This is a genomic window from Salinimicrobium flavum, assembly GCF_042684505.1.
Lineage (GTDB): Bacteria > Bacteroidota > Bacteroidia > Flavobacteriales > Flavobacteriaceae > Salinimicrobium > Salinimicrobium flavum.
The window spans coordinates 300,843-319,754 of the sequence record NZ_JBHULT010000008.1 but is presented as its reverse complement, the minus strand read 5'-3'; the positions used below and the strand labels follow the sequence as shown (position 1 = coordinate 319,754).

At 42.5% G+C, this 18,912-nt stretch carries 13 protein-coding genes; 4 read left to right on the top strand and 9 right to left on the bottom strand.

The annotated features are described in order from the left end of the window. Window positions 1–90 precede the first annotated feature (90 nt). A complete protein-coding gene (gcvP, locus tag ACFSTG_RS09705) occupies window positions 91–2,940 on the bottom strand; it encodes an aminomethyl-transferring glycine dehydrogenase (protein WP_380751746.1) in 2,850 nt (949 codons plus the stop codon). Window positions 2,941–3,058: 118 nt separating this feature from the next. On the opposite strand from gcvP, the gene ACFSTG_RS09700 reads away from it, so the two are divergent. Next, complete coding sequence (locus tag ACFSTG_RS09700; protein WP_380751743.1) at window positions 3,059–3,880, top strand: hypothetical protein; 822 nt, start codon at window positions 3,059–3,061, stop codon at window positions 3,878–3,880. On the opposite strand, the gene ACFSTG_RS09695 is transcribed toward ACFSTG_RS09700, so the two are convergent. From ACFSTG_RS09695 to ACFSTG_RS09675, 5 genes are all read right to left on the bottom strand, one after another. Continuing rightward, on the bottom strand, window positions 3,863–4,126 hold the full coding sequence (locus tag ACFSTG_RS09695; protein ID WP_380751741.1) for a hypothetical protein: 264 nt from the start codon (window positions 4,124–4,126) through the stop codon (window positions 3,863–3,865). The two genes, ACFSTG_RS09700 and ACFSTG_RS09695, sit on opposite strands and share 18 nt — an antisense overlap. A gap of 2 nt (window positions 4,127–4,128) precedes the next feature. Then, window positions 4,129–4,680: a sigma-70 family RNA polymerase sigma factor gene (locus ACFSTG_RS09690; RefSeq protein ID WP_380751738.1), complete on the bottom strand. Its 552-nt coding sequence runs from the start codon at window positions 4,678–4,680 to the stop codon at window positions 4,129–4,131. Window positions 4,681–4,759: 79 nt separating this feature from the next. Then, window positions 4,760–6,793: a M3 family metallopeptidase gene (locus ACFSTG_RS09685; protein WP_380751735.1), complete on the bottom strand. Its 2,034-nt coding sequence runs from the start codon at window positions 6,791–6,793 to the stop codon at window positions 4,760–4,762. A 225-nt stretch (window positions 6,794–7,018) separates the two neighbouring features. Beyond that, window positions 7,019–7,504: a 5-(carboxyamino)imidazole ribonucleotide mutase gene (gene purE / locus ACFSTG_RS09680; RefSeq protein WP_380751732.1), complete on the bottom strand. Its 486-nt coding sequence runs from the start codon at window positions 7,502–7,504 to the stop codon at window positions 7,019–7,021. A gap of 10 nt (window positions 7,505–7,514) precedes the next feature. Then, entirely contained in the window at window positions 7,515–8,684 is a 1,170-nt protein-coding gene (locus tag ACFSTG_RS09675) for a 5-(carboxyamino)imidazole ribonucleotide synthase (RefSeq protein WP_380751730.1), read from the bottom strand. A 131-nt stretch (window positions 8,685–8,815) separates the two neighbouring features. Here ACFSTG_RS09675 and ACFSTG_RS09670 point away from each other — a divergent pair, with 131 nt between their 5' ends. From ACFSTG_RS09670 to ACFSTG_RS09660, 3 genes are all read left to right on the top strand, one after another. Beyond that, on the top strand, window positions 8,816–9,925 hold the full coding sequence (locus ACFSTG_RS09670) for an adenylate kinase (protein ID WP_380751728.1): 1,110 nt from the start codon (window positions 8,816–8,818) through the stop codon (window positions 9,923–9,925). 35 nt (window positions 9,926–9,960) lie between these two features. Next, window positions 9,961–10,968, top strand: coding sequence for a GTPase ObgE (gene obgE, locus ACFSTG_RS09665; protein WP_380751725.1), 1,008 nt, complete (start codon window positions 9,961–9,963; stop codon window positions 10,966–10,968). A gap of 61 nt (window positions 10,969–11,029) precedes the next feature. After that, window positions 11,030–11,551 (top strand): DUF4136 domain-containing protein, encoded by a 522-nt coding sequence (locus ACFSTG_RS09660; RefSeq protein ID WP_380751722.1) that lies wholly within the window; start codon window positions 11,030–11,032, stop codon window positions 11,549–11,551. 109 nt (window positions 11,552–11,660) lie between these two features. On the opposite strand, the gene ACFSTG_RS09655 is transcribed toward ACFSTG_RS09660, so the two are convergent. The 3 genes from ACFSTG_RS09655 to ACFSTG_RS09645 are packed head-to-tail and all read right to left on the bottom strand — an operon-like array spanning window position 11,661 to window position 18,739. Continuing rightward, a complete protein-coding gene (locus ACFSTG_RS09655) occupies window positions 11,661–13,361 on the bottom strand; it encodes an OmpA family protein (RefSeq protein ID WP_380751720.1) in 1,701 nt (566 codons plus the stop codon). A gap of 12 nt (window positions 13,362–13,373) precedes the next feature. Next, window positions 13,374–14,312 (bottom strand): PorP/SprF family type IX secretion system membrane protein, encoded by a 939-nt coding sequence (locus ACFSTG_RS09650; protein WP_380751717.1) that lies wholly within the window; start codon window positions 14,310–14,312, stop codon window positions 13,374–13,376. Between the two features lie 20 nt (window positions 14,313–14,332). After that, complete coding sequence (locus ACFSTG_RS09645; protein ID WP_380751714.1) at window positions 14,333–18,739, bottom strand: T9SS type B sorting domain-containing protein; 4,407 nt, start codon at window positions 18,737–18,739, stop codon at window positions 14,333–14,335. Between the last annotated feature and the right edge of the window lie 173 nt (window positions 18,740–18,912).

Below are 18,912 nucleotides of genomic sequence, written 5' to 3'. Positions count from 1 at the left end.
ATCTCTTTTGTTAAGAATAAGTTAAAGGTGATATTCTTGAAAATGAAAAACCCGAAGGATTTTGCCTTCGGGTTTTCAAAAAAGATAAATTTATTCTTCCATATACTCCTCTATGGGCGCGCAGGTGCAAATAAGGTTCCTGTCTCCAAAAGCTTCATCTACCCTTCTTATGGAAGGCCAGAATTTGTTCTCTGAAAGATATTCCAACGGAAAAGCTGCTTTTTCCCTGGTGTAAGGGAAATTCCACTCATCGGTAGTCAGCATTGCCAAAGTGTGGGGGGAGTTTTTCAAAACGTTGTTTGGCTCTTCTGCAGTTACCTCGTTGATCTCTTTTCTGATAGAGATCATGGCATCACAAAACCTGTCAAGTTCAGTTTTACTTTCACTTTCAGTTGGTTCGATCATGAGGGTTCCTGCCACCGGGAAAGACACTGTTGGCGCGTGGAATCCGTAATCGATCAATCTTTTCGCGATATCAGTAACTTCGATTCCTTTTGCTTTGAAAGGACGACAGTCTACGATCATTTCGTGCGCAGCACGGCCGCGTTCCCCACTGTAGAGGGTCTTGTAGTGTTCATCAATACGTGCCTTGACATAATTCGCATTAAGGATGGCATATTCCGTAGATTTTTTCAACCCTTCGCTGCCCAGCATGGTGATATAGCCATAAGAGATGAGACATACTAAAGCAGAACCCCAGGGTGCTGCAGAGATAGCCGTAATAGCCGTATCTCCTCCTGTTGGGATCACCGGATTGCCCGGTAGGAAAGGAACAAGTTGTTCTGCTACACAAATAGGTCCTACTCCGGGACCTCCACCTCCATGAGGAATAGCAAATGTCTTATGCAGGTTAAGGTGACAAACGTCAGCTCCAATCACCCCGGGGCTGGTAAGTCCTACCTGCGCGTTCATGTTGGCTCCATCCATGTAAACCTGGCCGCCGTTATCGTGTGTGATCTTGATGATCTCTGTAATGGCAGATTCAAAAACCCCGTGGGTTGATGGATAGGTTACCATCAGTGCAGCAAGGTTGTCCTTGTATTTTATAGCTTTTTCCCGAAGGTCTTCCACGTCAATATTTCCAGTCTCGGTAGATTTGGTTACAACCACTTTCATACCCGCCATTACTGCTGAAGCAGGGTTGGTTCCGTGAGCGGAGGATGGGATCAAACAAATGTTTCTGTGGCTGTCCCCACGGGATTCATGATACGCCCTGATTACCATGAGACCTGCATATTCTCCCTGTGCGCCCGAATTTGGCTGCAATGATGTTGCTGAGAACCCGGTGATCTCCGTAAGTTGCTTTTCAAGCCTCTTCAGAACGATCTGGTATCCTTCAGCCTGATCCAGGGGTACGAAGGGGTGAATATTCCCCCATTGAGGGTAGCTTAACGGCAACATTTCTGATGCTGCGTTCAGCTTCATGGTACAAGATCCTAAAGAGATCATGGAGTGATTCAAAGAAAGGTCTTTTCGCTCCAGCTTCTTGATGTACCGCATCATATCAGTCTCGGAATGATAGGAGTTGAAAACATCATTCTTAAGGAATTCAGTTTTCCTCTCTACAGATCCCGGGATATGTGTTGTTTCTGAAAGTTTTAAAGCTTTAACAAAGTCTTTTCCTGCGGCTTCCGAAAAGATGGAAATAATTGTGTTCACATCGTCCAGGTTGGTAGCCTCATTCAGAGAAATAGCAACTGCATCTGTTGAAGGATAATAGAAATTCACTTCATTTCTCTCTGCGATCTCCCTGATCTTTTTGGCATCAGCCTTAATAAGGATGGTGTCAAAATAGGAGGAGTTGAGCTGAGAGAAACCAAGTTTTTCAATATTTTCGGCGGCTGTTACTGCAAGGTTATGTACCCGGGTTGCAATAAATTTCAAACCTTTTGGTCCGTGGTAAACGGCATACATACCGGCCATAACAGCCAGTAATACCTGTGCGGTGCAAATATTTGAAGTAGCTCTGTCGCGTTTAATGTGCTGTTCCCGCGTTTGAAGTGCCATTCTCAGGGCAAAATTTCCATCAGTGTCCTTGGTTACCCCAATGATCCTACCGGGAATACTTCTCTTGAATTCTTCCCGGGTGGCAAAATATGCCGCATGCGGTCCTCCATACCCGAGAGGGATCCCGAAACGTTGGGAAGTTCCCACTACCACATCTACACCAAACTCACCGGGAGCACGAAGCTTTACCAGTGCAAGCAAGTCTGCTGCCACAGCTGTTTTAATATTGTTTTCTTTTGCTTTAGCAACAAAACCGGAATAGTCAAATACGTGACCTAATTTTCCGGGGTATTGTAAAAATGCTCCGAAGAAATCATTAGAGAACTCAAAAGCTTCGTGATCTCCAATGACCAATTCGATATTCAATGGAATAGCCCTGGTTTTAAGTACGTCGATGGTTTGAGGTAAGACTTCTTCAGAAACGAAGAATTTGTTCACCTCTTTTTTCTTTTGGTCCCGGTCCCTTAATTCGAATAAAAGTGACATGGCTTCAGCAGCGGCAGTGGCTTCATCCAAAAGAGAGGCGTTTGCCAGCTCCATTCCCGTAAGGTCGGCGATTACAGTCTGGAAGTTTAAGAGGGCTTCCAGCCTTCCCTGGGCAATCTCAGCCTGGTAAGGAGTATAAGCCGTATACCATCCCGGATTTTCCAAAATATTACGCTGAATTACAGCGGGCAAAATAGATTGGTGATATCCTAATCCAATATACGTTCTAAAAACTTTATTTTTGGCTGCCAGTGCAATGTTGTGAGAGAGGTATTCATGTTCACTCATGGCAGGGGCAAGTTCGAGGTCTTTTTTAAGGCGAATATCATCGGGAAGTGTCTCGTAGATCAGTTGTTCCATGGAGTCCACTCCAACTGTTTTCAACATTTCCTGAAGGTCGTTTTCCCTGGGACCTATATGACGTGAGGCAAAAGAAAAAGTGTTCATTAAGTAAAAGTTGTGTTTTGAGCTGCGAAATTACGGATTTTAAACCTATTTTTTAATGATTTGGAGCGCAAGTATTGTTAACTTTTAATGGAAAAGATCCCCTGTTTTAAAAAGGAGAATGGAGATGATAAAACGGCTTTTTGATTTTTACATCAACAGCAGTATTCATGTGGCTTTAGCTGTCGTTTCGCTTGGCCTGGTGACCTTTTTCCATTATGGATTAAAACCTGATTTGAGGCTGCTGTTTTTTATTTTTTTCGGAAGCATTACCGGTTATAATTTTGTGAAGTATGCAGGGGTCGCGAAACTGCATCATCGCAGTCTTGCTAAAGGCCTGCGTTTGATCCAGATTTTTTCATTCATTTCCTTCTTATTTTTAATATGGGCGGCTTTCACGGTAGAACTTAAAATCCTGATCTGGGCTGCAATTTTTGGATCATTAACGCTTCTGTATGCCCTGCCTGTTTTCAGTAAACAAAGAAACCTTAGAAGTATATCGGGGATAAAGATTTTTATTATCGCATTCGTATGGGCCGGGGTTACAGTAGTTCTGCCTGTTGTGACAGTTGGTGAAGTTTCAGTGGTAAATATAGTAATGGAATTCGTTCAGCGTTTCCTGCTGGTCCTGGCCTGGACCATTCCTTTTGAGATAAGGGATCTTCGATATGATCTACTGCAGTTAGGAACCATGCCGCAGCGGGTAGGCGTGACGAAAACAAAACTTCTTGGACTCGCACTTTTGGTTGCTGCCCTTCTTATACAAATTTTCAAACCGTACGGCACTGTTCCAGCTTTAGGGGCACTGGCAGTGACAATAGTGGTCTCGGCGGGATTTATCTGGAAGACAAGGGAGAGGCAGAGTTCCTATTATTCCTCATTTTGGGTTGAGGCGCTTCCAATCTTCTGGTTACTGATGTTGTTGTTAACGGGAAGTCTCTGATCTTTGCTCGTTTATTCGCTGCCGGTATGCTTCTTTTTCCTCCTCAGAGCAGGAATGAAGATTAGCTTTTTTGATGAGATGACTTAATTTATGGTTCTTCTGGTTGTAATCTTTACAGGGGGTGCACAGGAAAAGGTGTAGTTTTAACCTGAGTTTTTCGACCAGCCCGGCTTCGTTATATTCTGCTTTATGGCAGGCGCTAGCTGCTTCTGCACAATCAAGACCAAAAAAACGCATTATGCTCATAATTAAAACCAGTTTTTTTCCAGGCATTTGGCCAGAGAAGTTCTGGCTCGATGAATGATTACCCATAAATTAGACGGTGTGATATTGAATTCATTACAAATTGTTTCAGTATCCAGGCCTTCGATCGTCTTCTTTTTAAAAATGACAGCCTGCTTTTCCGGAAGTTGGTCCATACATTCCAGTATCGCCAGCCCCAACTCCTCATTTTCCATAATATCTTCGGCAGACTTGTCAGAGAGGTCGGCCACTTTTTCTTCCAGCCATTCCCCTTCGGTTTCCCCGTCTGGGCTGGAAATCTTCACTTCAGCTTTGCCTTTATTGGAATTTATCTTTCGGTAATAATCTACGATCTTTCTTTTTAGGATAGAGATCAGCCAGGTTCTTTCTGAAGCCTCACCTTTAAAGTTCTTCATGGAGCCAAGGCCGGCTAAAAAAGTTTCAGAAATGATATCATTGGCCACGTCCCTGTCATTTACACGCACTATGGTGTAGTTAAAAAGGTAATCAGCATACCTGTCCACCCACTTTTCGGGTTCTAACCTAATTTCTGTCATTTCTGAAATTCCTTCTTCAAAAATAGCAAAAGATTCAGTTAAAAAACTGACAAATGAAAAATGCTTTAACCTTTCCTGATTATTTCTTGGGAAGCAGACCTGCTCTTCTTAAAAGTGCTTCAGGAGCTGCTTCTTTTCCGCGGAAGCGTTTATATAAGGTCAGCGGATGCTCGGTACCACCCTGAGAAAGAATGGTGTCCCTGAATTTCCTGGCAGTATCCCGGTCAAAAATGCCTTTTTCCGAAAAGTATTCAAAGGTATCTGCATCCAGTACTTCTGCCCATTTATACGAATAATAACCTGCAGCATACCCTCCCTGAAAAATATGAGAGAAGGAGGTGCTCATGCAATTTTCCTTGACCTCGGGATAGAGCTGTGTTTGTTCAAAAGCTTTTTCTTCATGTTCCTTTACATCGGTGATGTTGGAGGGGTCTTCACTGTGCCAGCTCATATCAAGCATTCCAAAACTTAGTTGCCTTAAAGTGGCCATTCCTTCGTGGAAGGTAGAGGAATCTTTTATTTTCTGAATGAGATCTTCAGGGATCACCTCTCCTGTTTCGTAGTGTGTCGCAAATAGCTCCAGGGCTTCCTTCTCATAACACCAGTTCTCAAGCACCTGACTTGGAAGTTCCACAAAATCCCAAAAAACATTCGTGCCCGAAATACTGGGGTAGATGGTGTTAGCCAGCATGCCATGCAAGGCATGTCCAAATTCGTGGAAAAGAGTGGTAACTTCATTAAAGGTCAGTAAAGAAGGCTCCTCCTCAGTGGGTTTGGTGAAATTGCATACAATAGAAATATGCGGGCGTTCATCAAGATCGTTTCTTCGGAACTGTGATTTATAGGAAGTCATCCAGGCACCTCCGCGTTTTCCTTCCCGTGGATGAAAATCTGCATAAAACAGAGAAATCTCTTTCCCATCTTCATCTGTCACCAAATAGGTTTTAACTTCTGGATGGTAGGTGTCAACATCAAAAACTTCTTTGAATTTCAGTCCATAAAGTTTTCCGGCGATCGTAAATACCCCGTTGATCACATTATTAAGTTCAAAATAGGGCTTTAACTGCTCGTCATCCAGGTCGAAACGATCCTGTTTAAGCTTTTCGCTATAATATGCAGCATCCCATTTTTGGAGTTTTTCAATATTGTCCAGATTTTGCGCAAATTCCTCCAGTTCCTTAAATTCATATTGAGCGGCGGGTTTTGCCTTATGCAATAGTTCCTCCATGAATGAATTTACTTTCTCAGGGGTTTCTGCCATCCTTTCTTCCAGTTTGAAATGAGCATAGGTAGGGTAGCCGAGTAATTTTGCTTTTTGATAACGAAGGTTAACGATCTCCAGGACATTCTGCTGATTGTCGAGATGGTCATTGTGGAAGCCTTTTGCCCCAAAAGCAATGGCCATTTCTTTGCGCAGTTTCCGGTTTTTTGCATACTTCATGAATGGAATATAGCTGGGATAATGCAAATTGAAGATCCAGCCTTCTTTGTTCTTTTCTTTTGCCAGCATTCTGGCAGCACTTTTAGCACCGGGAGGAAGGCCATCCAACTCCTCTTCGTTTACTATGTGAAGCTCATATCTATTGGTTTCTGCCAATACATTTTCTCCGAATTTAAGGCTGAGGGCAGCAAGTTTTTTGTCCAGCTGCCGCAGTTGCTGCTTGCCTTCAGCATCCAGGTTCGTACCATTTCTAGTAAACATTCTGTACTTTTTGTCCAGTAAAGTGTCTTGTTCAACAGTGAGCCCGAGTTCGTCCTTCTGGTCGTATACCGTTTTTACCCTTTCAAATAGTTCGGGATCCTGGATTAGATCATTTTTAAAATCTGTCAGGATAGGGGATATCTCCTGTGCCAGTTGCTGGATCTGGTCATTGGTCTCTGCTGAATTCAGATTAAAAAAGATACTGGTGATCCTGTCGAGGGTTTCCCCCGCAAATTCAAGTTCTTCCAAGGTATTACTGAAGGTGGCAGGCTCTGTTGAAGAAGTGATCTTTTCAATCTCTTTTTTCGCCATTAGTATCGCTTCTTCTATAGCCGGTTTAAAATGTTCGGGCTTTATTTTTGAAAAAGGGGCGTGTATAAATGGTTCTAAAAGAGGATTCTGGTTCATCATTTTAACTATATTTTAGTCGGAAAAACAAAGGTTTTTAACGAAAAGTTTAAATTTTGTTGGTTTCTGAAGATTTTTTTTATTTACTTTAACATCTGAAACAGATTTGAAAGATCAACTCTTTATAAAGATAGTAGCTTTTAGGTTTTGATTAATATATTTAGAATGGTTAATAAATACTATTAAAGGTTTAAAATGCTACTTAAAAAGCCACGTGAAAGCGTGGCTTTATTTTTTCAGGCTTTTTGCGCCTTCTATTACTTTACTTTTGAGGTCTTCTTTATAAGAAAGGATCTTATCCTGAATTTTTATATCGGAACTCCCCAGGATCTGTGCAGCCAGGATTCCGGCATTTTTTGCACCGTTTAGGGCAACTGTGGCAACAGGGACGCCGCCGGGCATTTGTAAGATAGAAAGCACAGAGTCCCAACCGTCAATAGAATTACTTGATTTAACCGGCACTCCTATGACCGGAAGAGGGGAGAGGGAAGCTACCATTCCCGGTAGATGCGCCGCGCCGCCGGCTCCGGCTATGACCACCCCAATACCCCGGGTATGGGCATTCTTACCGTAATCAAAAAGTTTTTCGGGGGTGCGGTGGGCAGAAACGATATCAACTTCGGTCTCAATACCAAACTGTTCCAGAATGTCAATAGCTTCCTGCATGACCGGGAGATCACTGGTGCTGCCCATTATAATGCTGACTTTACTCATCTTTTTATTTTTAATTTATTTTTTCACTTCCGGTCACCCTTATCGTGTTTTTAACTATTTCAGCCAGGATCCTGGCTTCTGCAAGGTCTTCGTTTACAATGGTGACATGGCCCATCTTTCTAAAGGGCCGGGTAATTTTTTTTCCGTAGATATGAGGGGTCACTCCTTTTAGTTTCATGATCTCACGAATATTCTCATAGATCACATTGCCGGTGTAACCTTCTTCTCCCACCAGGTTCACCATCACCCCTCCAACTTTACTATCTGTATTCCCTAGCGGAAGGTCCAGAATGGCCCGTATTTGTTGTTCGAACTGGTTTGTGAAACCGGCCTCTATACTATAATGTCCGCTATTATGGGGTCGTGGGGCTACTTCATTGACCAGGATCTGGTCATCTTCGGTCTGGAACATTTCAACAGCAAGTAGTCCTACATGTTCAAATGCTTTGGAAACTTTTTCGGCCACTTTCCGGGCTTTTTCAGCAACAGAAGGATCTATCCTTGCAGGGCAGATCACATATTCCACCTGGTTGGCTTCAGGATGGAATTCCATTTCCACTACCGGATATGTTTTCAAATCCCCTGAAGGGTTCCTGGCAACGATCACTGCCAACTCATTTTTGAAAGGGATGAGGTCTTCAGCAATACAGGGAGATTCATCCAATTCATTTAGAGCTCCTTCACTTTTTATAACAGTAACACCTTTCCCGTCATAACCTCCGGTGGTACTTTTCCACACAAAAGGCATTTGAATTTCCCCTTTTTGAATACTCTCCAAAAGTTTCTTTTTAGAATCAAATTTTTTGAAAGCTGCAGTAGGAATGGCATTTTCAGTATAAAATTGCTTCTGAACCCCCTTGTCCTGAATTTTTTTTAGTGTCTGGGACGAGGGATAGACTTTTTTGCCTTCCTGTTCCAGTTTTTCCAGTGCTTTTACATTAACGGTCTCTATTTCAAAGGTCAGAACATCTGCTTTTCTTCCAAATTCCAGTACAGTGTCATAATCCATAAGGTCTCCCTGAAAAAAATGGTCACAGGAGATCCTGGAAGGTGCTTCAGGACTGGGATCAAGCACCAGGGTTTGAATGTCGAATTTCCGGGTTTCATAGAGCATCATTTTCCCCAACTGGCCTCCGCCAAGTATTCCAAGCTTAAAATCTGAAGAGAAATAGTCTGTCATCAAGGTGGTCTTTCAGCAAAAATAATTTTAAAAATCTGAACTACCGAAACATTCACTTGCAAATGCTATTTAAATTCCCCTGTCGGGTTGATAGGAATATGTATCTTTGCTGTCCTAAAAAGTATTAGGTTTTGATTCAACTACACGACTTAAAATTCACGCCCTTTATATCTGAAGCAGAGATCAACGCAGGCATTGAAAGGGTGGCCGCACAGATAAATACAGATTTTGAAGGAGAGACCCCGGTTTTTTTGGGAGTCCTTAATGGTGCCTTTTTATTCGCAGCTGAGGTCATCAAAAGATTCCAGGGAGATTGTGAGGTCAATTTTGTTAAGATGAGTTCCTATGAAGGTACAGGCACAACGGGTGTGGTAAATTCCCTTATGGGTTTGACCCAGCCCTTGAAAGGTAGAAGTGTGGTGGTAATTGAAGATATTGTTGATACCGGCAATACCATTGAAAGTATTGCAAAGATCCTGAAGGCCGAAGGAGTAAAACGGTACAAAATCGCCACTCTCTTTTATAAACCGGGAAGTTATAAGAAGTCATTACCCGTTGATTATATTGGGATCGAAATACCCAATGATTTTATAGTAGGTTACGGGTTGGATTACGATGGCCTTGGCCGCAATCTTACACAGGTATATAAACTTAAAGTAGATAAAATGACGAATATCGTTCTGTTTGGTCCTCCGGGTGCCGGGAAAGGAACTCAGGCCACTATCTTAAAGGATACTTATGAACTGAAACACATTTCTACAGGAGATGTTTTTAGATATAACATCAAGAACCAGACTGAGTTGGGCATGATGGCAAAATCTTTCATGGATAAAGGTCAACTGGTTCCCGATGAGGTAACGATAGATATGCTCAGGGCCGAAGTAAAGAAAAATATAGACGGGAAAGGTTTCATTTTTGACGGTTTCCCCCGTACAGTGGCCCAGGCTGAAGCGCTTGAAGAACTGCTTAAAACTGAAGGTACTGAGGTGAGTGCTATGATCGCGCTTGAGGTAGAAGATGACCTGCTGGTTCAAAGGCTGCTTGAAAGAGGGAAAACCTCGGGTAGACCAGATGATGCCAATGAAGCAGTGATAAGGGAACGAATTAAAGTTTACTACGAAGAGACTGCCATACTTAAACAGTTTTACCTTAAGGAAAATAAGTACTATGGTATTAATGGGGTAGGGAGTATCGAAGAGATCACTCAGCGTTTAAAAGAGGTAATTGACGAGATACAATAGACCCATACGTCAAAAAATAATAAGATAGAGGAATAATGACTGAAGGAAATTTTGTTGACTACGTTAAAATACATATAAACTCTGGGAACGGAGGTAAAGGATCTGCGCATTTACATCGTGAAAAATATGTTGCGAAAGGCGGGCCTGATGGTGGTGATGGAGGTCGTGGGGGACATGTGATCCTTAGGGGAAACAAAAACCTTTGGACCTTGTTTCATCTAAAATTTAAAAGACACGTAAAAGCCGGTCACGGGGAACACGGAAGTAAACAAAGAAGTACGGGTGCAGACGGGGAAGACCAGTATATAGATGTGCCGCTAGGTACAGTGGTAAGAGATACCGAAACCCAGGAGATCTTACACGAGATCACAGAGGACGGGCAGGAGATCGTTATTGCTGAAGGCGGAAAAGGTGGCCTTGGTAACTGGAATTTCAAATCTTCGGTAAACCAAACCCCCAGGTATGCCCAGCCCGGAATTCCCGGAGAAGAAGTAGACGTAACCCTGGAGCTAAAAATTTTGGCAGATGTTGGGCTGGTTGGTTTTCCAAATGCCGGAAAATCTACCTTGCTATCGGTCATTACGGCAGCTAAACCTAAGATCGCCGATTACGAATTCACCACGCTTAAACCAAACCTTGGCATCGTTCAATACCGGGACTTCAAAACCTTTGTGGTGGCAGATATACCTGGAATCATTGAAGGTGCTGCGGAAGGAAAGGGTATTGGACATAGATTCCTTCGGCACATAGAGCGAAATTCCACCTTATTGTTCCTTGTCCCTGCAGATGCCCCTGATATCAAGAAACAGTATGAGATCCTGGTTGATGAGCTGCGACGTTATAATCCTGAAATGCTGGATAAAGACCGGCTTATCGCTATCTCTAAAAGCGATATGCTTGACGAGGAATTAAAAGCTGAACTAAAAGCCGAACTTGACCAAAACCTTGGAGCCCCATATCTTTTCATTTCTTCTGTATCACAACAAGGATTGACAGAGCTGAAGGATAGACTTTGGGAAATGCTAAATAAAGAGGCTGTTTAGATATTGTTAATCTATTCATTATCAGGGGGAGTTTTCTTATTTTTAAGAAAACTTACTCCTTATGAGATCCTATAGCTTCCTGTTGATCTTCATTTTTCTGGTTTCTTGCAGTACACCAAGAGCCTTGTATGATTATGATGATCAGGTCAATTTTTCAAATTTCCGAACCTATTCAATTTACCCTGAACTTCAAACCGGGTTGAGCCAGTTGGATGACAACAGGCTCATCACCAGTCTGGAATCTGCTTTAAGGTCAAAAGGATTATCGCCGTCCGAAAATCCCGATCTCTACGTTAATATTTATTCCGAAGAATTCAGGGAAAGTAACCAGAGCAGACTTGGTGTTGGAGTGGGAGGTGGCAGAGGGAACGTGGGAGTAGGCATAAGCGGCGGAATTCCTCTTGGAGGTGCCGACACCTATCTAAGACTTACCTTTGATCTTATAGACGCTAAAAAAGATGCCCTGGTGTGGCAGGCCGTTGTGGAGAGTTCTTTTGATCCCAATGCGAGTCCGGAAATCCGTCAAAAGAAGTTCGACCTTATTGTTGCCGAAGCTTTAAAAGGATATCCACCCAGGAAATAATTTAAATACCCTATCTAGAATATTATTAATTAAAAAGGCCCCGATCTCTCAGGGCCTTTTCTTTGGTTGGTTAGTCAGAAATTATCTGTCTGTAATAGCTACGGACGAATTAGTTTTCCTCACTGTCTTCAGTATCTTCAATTATATCTAAATCTTCCTCAGTTTCAGGGGTGTTGATGTTTCCTGTAACTTCAGTAAACTCACTTCTACGGTTACGGGCATACTCCTCACTGGTACAACCGGTTGGTTGAGTACAATCATTAAGTGGCATGCTTTCTCCAAATCCTTTTGCAGTAAGTCTGTTTCTATCAATTCCTTTATTTACAAGGTACTCTAAAGTAGACTGTGCACGTCTTTCAGAAAGTTCCATGTTGTAACGGTCACTTCCACGGGCATCTGCATGTGAACCAATCTCAATGTTCAACATTGGGTAGTTATTCATGATCTCCACAATCCTGTTAAGGGTGGGTTCAGATTCTGCCTTTATAGTTGCTTTGTCAAAATCGAAATAGATGTTTCCTACCCCGGCAATCTGTCTTCTTCCGGTATCAGGATTGATCTCACTTTCTTCAGGAGGAAGTACAGGAGGGGTATAATCTTCTCTTGTGAAAGCATAAAGGTTATCAGACCCTCTTCTGTTAGAGGCAAGGTAACCACTTTCATCTCCTTCTCTCATTACGAAAGCAAAATCATCGAATTCACTGTTAAGGGTGTTTCCAAGATTCTGTGCCTTTCCAAAAGAACCATTTTCCTGGTCACTTTTGAATACGTCAAGGTTTCCAAATCCAACATGTCCGTCTGATGTGAAATAAAGAGTACCGTCATTAGCAATGTATGGGAACTGCTCACGATTTGCTGTGTTTACATTCGGACCCAGATTTTGAGGCTCCCCATAAGTTCCATCTCCATTTACAGCTACGCTGTATATATCAAAAGAACCTAAAGAACCGGGCATGTCACTTGCAAAGTAAAGGGTTGAACCGTCTTCACTTAAAGTAGGATGCTCTGTGGAATATTGATCACTGGTGAATGGAAGTGCTTCAATGTTTGTCCAATTACCGTCAATCAATTCAGCACGGTAGATCCTGATCGTTGCAACTGGTACTTCAGACCATTCTGTCTTTACCCTTCTAGAGTTGGTACGATCGAAGTACATGGTTTGCCCATCACTTGAAAATGCAGCGGAACTCTCATGAGTATCGGTATTGATATCTCCCTCGAAAAGTGAAACATTACTTAGTGTTCCGTCATCAGCCATATCTGCAACATAAAGATCCAGATAAGGCTTTTTGTTCCAGGCATAAATAGGGCGGTCCTGGTTACGGGTAGAAGCGAAGACTACACGATCTCCCATAAAAGTGATCCCGAAGTCAGAAGATGCAGCATTTTGCATGACCTGCTGGGTGGTATAAGTATGGGTTACAGTAGTATCCAATTCTTTGCTCCATTCTTCGAAATTCACTTCCTGTCCCAGGTATTCGCTCAATTGTTCATCTGCCTCATCGTGTTTTCCAGACGCACGAAGAGCATGTGCGAACCTGAATTGATATTCAGGGGCAACGTTTTCATGCTTAAGAAATAATGTTCTGTAAGTTTCCTCAGCATTCTTCATCCGGTTGGTGAAGAAATAAGAATCTCCAAGGTTCTGCAGAACTTCCTGGTTTTTGTCTGCCACCAGTCTATATTGATCAGAGGCATCCATGTAAGCTCGTTGGAGAAAAAGCCTGTCAGCCTTTTTAATTTCCGAACTCTGGGCGAACGCAGATGCTCCAATAAGTACAGTTAAAAGTATGGTATATAATTTTTTCATATTGTCAAGTTTTTAGAAGAATCTTGGGGATACATTATAACCTTTTGAAAGTCCCAGCAGGTCAAGGTCAAATAATACCATGATCTCGTGAGTCCCGTCGTTGAAATCACCAAGATTTCCGGTGGTATAGTCATAGGCATAACCTATTCTAAGTTCAGGAGTTACCCTGAAGTTAACCAGACCACTTATTGTTTCATCAAAACGGTAAGCAACACCGGCTTCAAAGCGGTTGTAAAGAAGTACGTTCGCTGTAACATCCACAGATAATGGAGCTCCTTCTACACCTCTCATCATAAAGGCAGGCTTAAGCTTTACATTTGGATTAAGATCAAATACATAACCCCCGGTTAGGAAATAATGGATGTTCTCCTCACCTAAACGGGCAAGCCCTGTTTCATTTTCCAGATGTTTTGAAGTAAAGATGTTTGGAGCAGAAAGACCTACATAGTAGTTATCCCCGAACCAGTAAGCACCTACTCCAAAATTAGGAAATGCTTCACTAACGTTTTGCATCGCAGGATCATTATCCTGCTGGGTTCTAAGCCTCGTAAGATCTGCATCGAAAAAGGTCATTCCGGCTTTAACTCCAAAAGATAATTTTGAAGATTCAGTAACGGGAAGTACGTAAGCTACATCAGCATAAAGATTATTTTCTTTAATGATGTCTCCTATTTCGTCATGCACGATAGTTAATCCAACTTCCAGCCTTTCTGTTAGTCCTGTGTGAGCGAAGAAGTTCGCTGTCTCAGGTCCTCCATCCATGCCGGCCCATTGGTTTCTATAGATCCCTCCAACATTGAGCATCCCAAGATCATCTATCGCATAAGCGGGATTTATCACGCTCATGTTATACATGTACTGGGTGTACATTGGATCTTGTTGTGCATTACCCTTTATAGAAAAAAGGGCAATGCAAGCAACTGTAAAAATTTTTATGAATGAATTTCTCATATGATTCGAATGTTTCAAAATTATCTGCTTAAGTACAATCTACCTTGGGTAGGTGCGGTTTGTCCGTCATTGAAATACAGGATATAGAAATATACACCTACAGGCAATACTCCGCTTCCAAATGAACCTTCAGTAGAAGTTCCATCCCATCCCGGGTTGGCTCCTTTACCGTTGAATACCATATTACCCCATCTGTTGTAAATCTCTAAAGTATGGTTAGGGTACTCAGAAGAGATGTTATCAATCACAAAGTAATCGTTGATATTGTCATTATTCGGTGAAAAAGCTTCTGGGATCACGATCTCGCAAACTTCAAGAGTAACAGTTACAGGAAGTCTGTCTGAGCTTTCACATGCTCCTTCGGGAGTTAATGAAGCGTAATAGATTGCTTCGTTTCTCAATTGTTCAGAATCAGCATCTAAAGGATCTGTCCCTGTTTCAGAAGCATACCATGTAATGGTTCCTTCTCCAACCAGATTGTTTTCAAGGTCTGCAAGTGTTGCATTGTCAAACTCACAGAATACGTTTCCTCCCTGTGCAAGGGTAGGAGCATCTGAATCATCAAGGGTTACGGTTAGCTCAGCAGCTTCAGACTCACAACCTTCGGCGGTGGCCTGAGTAACAAAATAAATACCATCTACAAGAAGATCGGTTTCAGCTGCCGGAGTATTTAAATCCTCAGTAGTATAAAACTGAACAGTGAATCCTTCATCAGCTGTAACTACCAGGTCGGCAACAGTAGCCAGATCTGCAACACATCCGTCAAAGGCGGTTACTGCTGGGGCGTCTGGAGCATCAAGGATAGTAACTGTTACCATTCCACGATCAGAACAACTTCCGTCAGCATTTCCTGCAAAGTATTCTGCATCGTCTTCAAGAGCGGTATCTGCTGCTAAAGCATCTGTGCCATCCTCTGAGGTGTACCAAAGAGCATTTGACGGAGAAAGATCTGCAACAGTAGCTGTGCCACAGAATGATTGTTCTGCATCTGTGATCTCAGGACAGGCAACAGGATCTCCAATGACCACTGTTACCGTAGCTGAGTCAACACATCCATTATCACTGGTAACAGTGTAAGTGTATGTTCCTTCAGCATCCGTAGTAGGATCAAAAGTTCCGTCTACGGTTTCACCATCAGCATCGGTCCAAACCCCACCTTCTGCCGGAGTTCCACCTAAAGCATCAAAAAGATCGACTTCTTCAGTATCGTCTTCTTCAAGGTTTACAGTAGCATTTTCGCCTGCACTAAGGTAATCCAGAACAGTAACAGTAAGCTCTGCAGAGTCTGTGCAGTTTCCTTCCCCTACCGTATAGATAGTTGTGAAATCACCGATATTGCTCTGAAATTTATACTGATCTATAAGAGTTTGAATTGTGGGGTTGAAAGTACCATTTGTCGCTACACCGTCCTCAAGTAGATTAAGATATAGATTTCTCACCCCGGTTGTAGTAAGGTTTTTTACTTCTGAATTACAAAGTTCTACCGAGTTGTCTTCACCTGCATCAGCAGTATTAGCAGTCACTGTTACAGTAAAGTCTGTAGAGTCGGTTCCTGTTACACAAGATGAATCATCTTCTGTAATGGTATAGGTGATAGTGAACTGTCCTTCCGAAGAAATATCGAGGATTCCATTTGTGATCATTTCTCCTTCTTCATCGTAGAAAGTACCACCTGCAGGGTTAGCATCTGTGAGAACTGAATTCAGGTCATAGCCGTCTTCTGCAGTACAAATGGTAACATCTGCGATATCCCCTGTATCTGCTGGTTCTGTGTCAATTACAGATATGGTTAGTACAGCTGAATCTGAACACTCACCGTCTGTTAATGTGTAAGTAGTAGAGAAATCTCCCAGCCCATCTGTGTCATTCGCATATTGATCAAAAAGCTGCGAAGGTGAAGGATTAAATGTTCCTGTTTGGATCACCTCGCCATCAAGTATATTCAATAGATAATTTCTTATATCATCACTGCTGTCAAGGACCTGTTCTATATCTGTTATGCAGACTACACCCGTGTTATCACCACCTGCATCCACAACTCCTTCACAAGGATCTGTAGGTTCTGAAGTAACGCTAACGGTAACAGTAGCTGAATCCATACAGCCTTCATAACCTACGGTATAGGTAAAAGTTCCGGGTTCGTCTGTAGCAGGATCAAAAGTACCGTTTCCTGTATCCCAGGTTCCTCCCTGAAGGGCAGAATCTCCAAGATAATCGAAAAGGTTCACCGGTTCATCATTTTCATCAAGTGTAACGGTGGCATCTTCCCCTGCGTTTGCTTCCTCCACGACGATTACGGTAAGAACGACCGAGTCAGTACACTCTCCATCGGTAATAGTGTAGGTAGTAGAAAATTCACCCAGTCCATCTTCGTCCGCCCTATATGTCCTTGCGATTTGATAAGGGGTCGGGTTAAAAGTACCAGTTTTTGAAACTCCCGCGTCCAGAAGTCCCAAGAAATATTTTTCTACTCCTAGTCGACTTCCGATTTTTGTGGGAACATCTTCAAGACATACGACTCCATATCCTGGTGTTCCTGCATCAACAGCAGCACAAGGGTCATTTGGATCTGTAGAAACTGTGACTGTTACGGTAGCTGAATCTGTACATCCTTCTCCAACTGTGTAGGTGTAGGTGCCGGGGGCATCTGTTGCAGGGTCAAAAGTGCCGTCACCTGAGCTCCAGGTTCCGCCTTCTTCTGCTTCATTCCCTAAAAGACCAAAAAGTTCTACCGGTTCTCCATCAAATTCTGTGTTCAGTACCGCATCTTCACCGGCATAGGCATCTTCATACACCGTAAAGGTAATGCTGGCCTCATCTTCACATACTCCTTCTCCTACAGTATAAGTAGTTGACACCGAGAAAGGATAAACACCATCGGCATATTTTGTTGCTATTTCAGTTGCGGGATCTCCAGTAAAGGTTCCATTAGTATCTCTGTCGCCCAACCAGGTGGCAATTATAGCGTTTCTTTCTTCATCATTTTCTGCTACGGCAAGTTGTCCTGCTAGGACTTCAGCATCAGACCTACAAAAATCTGCATCAACATCATCACCGGCATCCGCAGTACACGGGTTTACCATGATAGTGAATACAGCCGAGTCACTTCCATCTATACAACCGGATGTTTCATCTACTGTATAATTAATGATGTAAGTTCCGGGACCTTCAGAAGAAGGATCAAATTCTCCATTAGGATATCCTTCAAAAGTTCCGAAATCCTGAGCACCTTCAGTAACTAAACCATATAGATCCACTGGATCATCGGTTACATCATAAGTTCGTGTTACATCGTCACCTGCATTTGCATCCTCAGAAGGAATAACGGTGAGGGTAAGATCTACCTGGTCACATCCTACAGTATAGGTCGTAGTGAAATCTCCGAGACCATCTGCATCATTTTGATACTGGTTTCCTAATTGTGTCGGAGTAGGACTAAAAGTTCCGTTAGTTGGAACACCATCACCTAATAGGCCTAATAGAAAGTTTTCTAAGGCATCCACATTCGGAATGGTTTCCTGAACATCAAGTTCACAAATTATCCCGGGACTTGTTGTTTCAAGATCGATAGGCTCTGTAACAGTTACAGTTACACCTAACCTATCGATGCTTTCGCATTCCTCACCCAAAGCAGAGACATAATAAGTTTTTCCATTCTCCAGTTCCGTGTTAGGGCTGAGTTCAACCTGAGAGGTTGAAGAACTAAAATATCTGTTGTCTCCGGAGGCCTCAATGTCTCCTAAAGTAGGATTGTTAATAGCACAAAACTCCTGACTGGTGGGTCCGGTTGGTGCAGCTTCAGAAAAGAATCTTACAGTAGTTTTTTTTCTGTTGGTTTCACATTCTCCATCAGGAGAATAAATAGCAGCAAAATAATCTGTGTTATTTACCAGAGGAGTTGAAGGATCTAATTCATCTTGTGATGTGCGATTTAAATACCATCTCACATTGTTCTCATCTTCAGCATTAGTCCTTAAATCAGCAACAGTTAAGCCGGGATTATTGACATCTTCCACACAAACCCCAATAACAGCGAGGGATTCCTTTCTATTAGCTGAAGTAGTGGGGGTGGTTGACGCTTTAATACCTAGGATATCTGGTTCGCTGGCAATCCTTACCTCTACTGCTACACGGGAAGTTGGAGCACAACTTGCGCTACCTGCGTAATAAGTTCCGCTAACCAAAAAAGTTGTTGGTGGAAGTGAAGAAGTGGTTGTTTGGTCTTCATACCAGAGAACATCTGCACCGTTGGTGTCAGTAACAGTCAATTGTGAAACTTCAGCTTCCTGTGAATCACAGAAATACTGGATGGAATCTGCTGCATCTACAGTAGGACACTGTCCATAAGATGAGAAGGTTCCGCTAAAAAGTAATAAGGCAAAAAAGAATAATGGTATTCCATTTTTACCCAGAGTAAAAATTCGCATAGGCTCTAAGTGTTAAATTAAGTCGATTTTCATTTTGGTAATTACGGTTCAAATATATAGCAAAGATTAAAAAAAAAACTTAAACTCCTGTTAACTTAGGGGTTAAAGTGCAGAGGCTAATTTTGCCTTCTATATCGTTGAGGTAGGGAGGGTTAAAAGTACAACAATTTTAT